Source organism: Actinotalea ferrariae (assembly GCF_019733465.1).
Lineage (GTDB): Bacteria > Actinomycetota > Actinomycetes > Actinomycetales > Cellulomonadaceae > Actinotalea > Actinotalea ferrariae_A.
Genome location: NZ_JACVQL010000228.1, coordinates 1 through 5,115, shown reverse-complemented (window position 1 = coordinate 5,115; position 5,115 = coordinate 1). Strand labels below are relative to the sequence as shown.

Genomic DNA, 5,115 nt, shown 5'->3' with positions numbered 1-5,115 from the left:
GGGCGGCGGTGGCGGCGGCCCGACCGAGACGACCTCCGCGCCGCCGGGGCCGGCGACGGCCACGTGGAAGGTGCCAGGGGCGTGGCCGTCCTGGCTCTCGGGGCCGGCGACGCCGGTCGTGGCCACGCCGTACGTCGTTCCGAGCCGCGCCCGCACGCCCCGCGCCATCGCCAGGGCGACGTCGGGGTGCACGGCGCCCACGGCGGCGAGCAGCGCCGGGTCGACGTCGAGGAGGGCGGCCTTGAGGTCCGTCGCGTACGCGACGACGCCGCCGCGGAAGCAGCGCGACGCCCCGGGGACGTCGACGACCGCGGCGGCGAGGGCACCTCCGGTCAGCGACTCGGCGACCGCCAGGGTGGCACCGGCGGCCACGAGCGCGTCGACGAGCGGCGCCGCGAGGGCCCTGCCCGTGCCCGCGGGTGCCGTGGCGGCCGGGAGCGGCACCGGGTCGGGGCCGCCGCCGGTGCTCATGCGCGCCGGATCAGGCCGTCGCGGCGCGGCGGATGGACCATCCCCGCCGCAGGTAGTCGATGCCGGTCACCACCGTGACCGCGACCGCGGCGAGCAGGACGACCCACGCCACGACGCGGACGACGTCGGGCAGGAGCGCCAGCGGCAGCACGAACAGGCCGATGCCGACCGACTGCAGGACCGTCTTCAGCTTGCCGCCGGGCGAGGCGGGGATCACCACGTAGCGCAGCACGGCCATCCGCATCGCCGTGATGCCGAGCTCGCGGACGAGCACGACGACGGTCACCCACCACGGGATGTCACCGAGCAGCGAGAGGACGACGAGGGCGCCGCCGATGAGCAGCTTGTCCGCGATGGGGTCCATGAGCTTGCCCCAGTCCGTGACCTGGTCGAGGCGGCGCGCGAGGTAGCCGTCCAGCCGGTCCGTGCCCGCGGCCACGGCGAACAGCACGGCGGCGACCCAGCGCCAGCCGCCGCCGCCCGCGTCGAGCGCGAGCGCGACGAGCACGAGCGGGACGAGCGCGATCCGGGCCACGGTGACGCCGTTGGCCAGGTTCATCCCCCCGCGCACTCGAGCCACGCCCACACCCTACGGGGGAAGAGGCCGGTCCGCGGGCGGGGGCCGCACCCCCGGGCGGAGGCTCCCGGGCACTACCGTGTGGGTCCGTGACGCACCCCCGGCCAGGCCGCCGCACCGCACGAGCCGGACGCGGGCTGCCCGCCGTCCTCGGCGTCCTCGCCGTGCTCCTCGTCGTCGCCCTCGGGCTCGCGGTGACCGGGATCCTCCCCGTCCCGGCCCTGGCCGGCCTCGCCGAGCGGCCGGGCGTCGCGACCCCGTCCCCGTCGTCGGTCGAGGCGACGTCGTCGCCGACGCCCACACCCACGCCCACGCCGACCCCTCCCCCCGACGCCGTGTTCACGGTGGTCTCCGCGGGCGACGTCCTGCTCCACGAGCCGGTCATGGCGTCGGCGCGCACGGCGGGCGGGTACGACTTCCGGCCGCTCCTGGCCCCGATCGAGCCGTGGGTCGCCGGCGCCGACCTCGCCCTGTGCCACCTCGAGGTCCCGGTGGTCCCGCCGGGGACGCGTCCCTCCGGGTACCCCCTGTTCGGCGCGCCGCCCGAGATCGCGGCGTCCCTGGCGGCCGGCGGCTGGGACGGCTGCTCGACGGCGTCCAACCACAGCATGGACAAGGGCGCGGCCGGCGCGGCGGCGACGCTCGACGCGCTCGCGGCGGCCGGCCTCGGCCACGTCGGCACGGCGCGCAGCGCGGAGGAGGCGGCCGCGCCGCAGGTCTACGAGCTCGTCCGCGAGGGGCAGACCATCCGGGTCGCGCACCTGGCCGCCACCTACGGCACCAACGGCATGCCCGTGCCGGCGGCCGCACCCTGGACCGTGACCCTGCTCGACACGGCGGCACTCGTCACCCAGGCGGCGGCCGCACGCGCCGCCGGGGCGGACCTCGTGCTCGTCAGCGTGCACTGCTGCGTGGAGTACGTGACGGCACCCACCGCGGAGCAGACGGCCCTCGCGGCCGAGCTCGCGGCGAGCGGCGTCGTCGACCTCGTCATCGGTCACCACGCCCACGTGCCGCTGCCCATCACGCGGCTGCCGGGTGGGCCGCGCGGCGAGGGCATGTGGGTCGCGCACGGCCTCGGGAACCTCGTCTCCAACCAGGACGGCGACTGCTGCACGCCGCGGACCGACTCGGGGCTGCTCATGACGGCCACCGTGCGCAAGCCTGCCGACGGACCGGCGAGCGTCGTGGCGGTGGACTGGACCGCGGTGACGGTCGACCGCTTCGGCGGACACCTCGTGCACCCGACCTCGTCGGCCGTGGCGGACGGCACGGGTGCGGGCGGTCTGGGCGCGGGCGACGTCGCGGTGCGGCACGCGCGCGTCGTCGAGGTCGTCGGCGCGGAGGCGCCCGAGCGCGTCACGCCGCCCACGCCGACGGGCCCCCCGCCCACGGTGGTCCCGCGGCCCCTCGCAGCCACGGCGCCCTGACCGGCCCGACGGACCGCACGACGCCCACGGCCCGCGCGACGCGGCCGACGTTCGCGACGCTCGGTCGCGGCGACGCTCAGTCGCGGCCGGTGAGCCCCCAGGCGTCCTCGCCGTCGTCGTCCGACGTGTCCGGGGCCGCCTGGTCGAAGACCTCCGGCGCGCCGTCGGCCGGCTCGCCGCGCAGCAGCGCGAGGGTCGCGGGCAGGTCGTCCGGCTGGACCATGACCTCGCGCGCCTTGGACCCCTCGGAGGGGCCGACGATCTCGCGCGACTCGAGGAGGTCCATGAGCCGCCCGGCCTTGGCGAAGCCCACGCGCAGCTTGCGCTGGAGCATCGACGTCGAGCCGAACTGGGTGGTCACGACGAGCTCGGCCGCCTGCAGCAGCAGGTCGAGGTCGTCACCGATGTCCTCGTCGACCTGCTTCTTCGTCACGGTCGCCGCGACGTCCTCGCGGTACACGGGCTTGAGCTGGGTCTTCACGTGCTCGACGACCGCGTGGATCTCGCTCTCCGACACCCACGCGCCCTGGACGCGCATCGGCTTCGCCGCGCCCATCGGCAGGAACAGCGCGTCGCCCTGCCCGATGAGCTTCTCGGCGCCCGGCTGGTCGAGCACGACGCGCGAGTCCGTGAGCGACGACGTCGCGAACGCGAGCCGCGACGGCACGTTCGCCTTGATCAGACCCGTGACGACGTCGACGCTCGGACGCTGCGTCGCGAGCACCAGGTGGATGCCCGCGGCACGCGCGAGCTGCGTGATCCGCTGGATCGACGCCTCGACGTCGCGCGGCGCGACCATCATGAGGTCGGCGAGCTCGTCGACGATCACGAGCAGGTAGGGGTAGGGCGCGATCTTGCGCTCGCTCCCCGGCAGCGGCTTGACCTTGCCGGAGCGCACGCCGGCGTTGAAGTCGTCGATGTGCTTGAAGCCGAACATCGCGAGGTCGTCGTAGCGCGACTCCATCTCGCGGACCACCCACTCGAGCGCCTCGGCGGCCTTCTTGGGGTTCGTGATGATGGGCGTGATGAGGTGCGGGATGCCCTCGTAGAGGGTGAGCTCGACGCGCTTGGGGTCGACGAGGATCATCCGGACCTCGTCCGGCGTCGACCGCATGAGCACCGACGTGATCATGGAGTTCACGAAGGAGGACTTGCCCGCGCCCGTCGCACCCGCGACGAGCAGGTGCGGCATCTTGGCGAGGTTGGCGACGACGTAGCCGCCCTCGACGTCCTTGCCCACCCCGATCACCATGGGGTGCTCGCTGCGGCGCGCGGCCGAGGACCGGAGCACGTCTCCGAGCGACACGGTCTCCCGGTCCGCGTTCGGAATCTCGATGCCGATCGCGGACTTGCCCGGGATGGGCGACAGGATGCGCACGTCGGCGCTGGCGACGGCGTAGGAGATGTTCCGGCTCAGCGCGGTGACGCGCTCGACCTTGACGCCCGGTCCGAGCTCGAGCTCGTACCGCGTCACCGTCGGACCGCGGCTGAAGCCGCTGACGGTCGCGTCGACGTCGAACTGCTCGAGCACGGTCGTGAGCGCCTCGACGACGCGGTCGTTCGCCGCCGAGCGGACCTTGTGCGGCATGCCGCGGGCGAGGATCTCCTCCGACGGGAGCGTGTAGACGACGTCGCCCTCGAGCATCGGCTGCTCGCCCCGCGGGACGAGCGACGTCGGCGGGGCGACGAGCTCGGTCGCGGCGGCGGGTGGAGCGGAGGCGCCGGCCCCGGCTGCGGGGAGCACCGTCGTGGCGACGTCGTCGGACGCCTCCATCGCGGCCGCCTCGGCCTCCGCCCGGGCCGCCTCGGTGAGCGCGGCGGACTCGAACGCCTCGTCGCCCGCGTACGCGCCGATCTCGGGGACCTCGCCGTGCTCGGCGCGCTCCGCCCTGGGCGTGCGGCGCCGGCCGATCCGGCGACGCTCCGGCTTCTCCTCCTGCTGCTCGGCGAGCGTGGGCATGGTCGAGAGGTCCTCGTCGGCGTCCTCGTCGGCCGCGTGCCGCCCGCCCGTGAGCCACGTGTAGGCGGCGCGGAGGCGCGGGCCGATCATGTGGACCGGCGTCGCGGTGACGACGAGCACCCCGAAGAAGCCGAGGAGGAGGAGCAGCGGCACCGTGACCCAGGCGGTCACGAGGTGGTCGAGCGGCGTCGCGACGAGGTAGCCGATGACACCGCCCGCGTCGCGCACCGGCCCGAACCCGTCGGACGGCGACGGCAGGTCCTCCGCGAGGTGCACGAGGCCGCAGACGGTGAGCAGGATCGCCGTGAGGCCGATGCCCATGCGGCCGTTCGCCTGGACCCGCTCGGGGTGCCGCATGAGCCGCACCGCGGTCGCGAGGAGCAGCACCGGGACCGCGACGCCCACGACGCCGAACGTGCCTGCGACGACGGCGTGGATCGCGTCGCCCGCCGAGCCGGACAGGCCCCACCACTCGCGTGCGGCCACGACGACCGCCAGGCCGACGAGCGCGAACGCGAGACCGTCGCGACGGTGGGCCGGGTCGAGGTCGCGCGCGCCCTGACCCACGCGCCGGGCCGTGCCGCCGACGAGGTGCGCGCTGCCCATCCACGCTCCGCGGACCATGCGCACAGGGAGCGACCGGGGGCGGGGTGCGGGCGCGGCCGCGCGCGCCGAGC

General features: G+C 75.5%; 4 protein-coding genes. 1 reads left to right on the top strand and 3 read right to left on the bottom strand.

The genetic code is table 11. The features are described 5' to 3' along the window. On the bottom strand, positions 1–471 hold a 471-nt coding region (locus tag ICW40_RS16400), incomplete at its 3' end, for a CinA family protein (protein WP_221655083.1). 10 nt (positions 472–481) lie between these two features. Beyond that, on the bottom strand, positions 482–1,051 hold the full coding sequence (gene pgsA / locus ICW40_RS16395) for a CDP-diacylglycerol--glycerol-3-phosphate 3-phosphatidyltransferase (RefSeq protein ID WP_374199171.1): 570 nt from the start codon (positions 1,049–1,051) through the stop codon (positions 482–484). 86 nt (positions 1,052–1,137) lie between these two features. Here pgsA and ICW40_RS16390 point away from each other — a divergent pair, with 86 nt between their 5' ends. Next, positions 1,138–2,478 (top strand): CapA family protein, encoded by a 1,341-nt coding sequence (locus ICW40_RS16390; RefSeq protein ID WP_308121865.1) that lies wholly within the window; start codon positions 1,138–1,140, stop codon positions 2,476–2,478. 76 nt (positions 2,479–2,554) lie between these two features. On the opposite strand, the gene ICW40_RS16385 is transcribed toward ICW40_RS16390, so the two are convergent. Continuing rightward, on the bottom strand, positions 2,555–5,044 hold the full coding sequence (locus ICW40_RS16385) for an FtsK/SpoIIIE family DNA translocase (protein WP_260459338.1): 2,490 nt from the start codon (positions 5,042–5,044) through the stop codon (positions 2,555–2,557). Between the last annotated feature and the right edge of the window lie 71 nt (positions 5,045–5,115).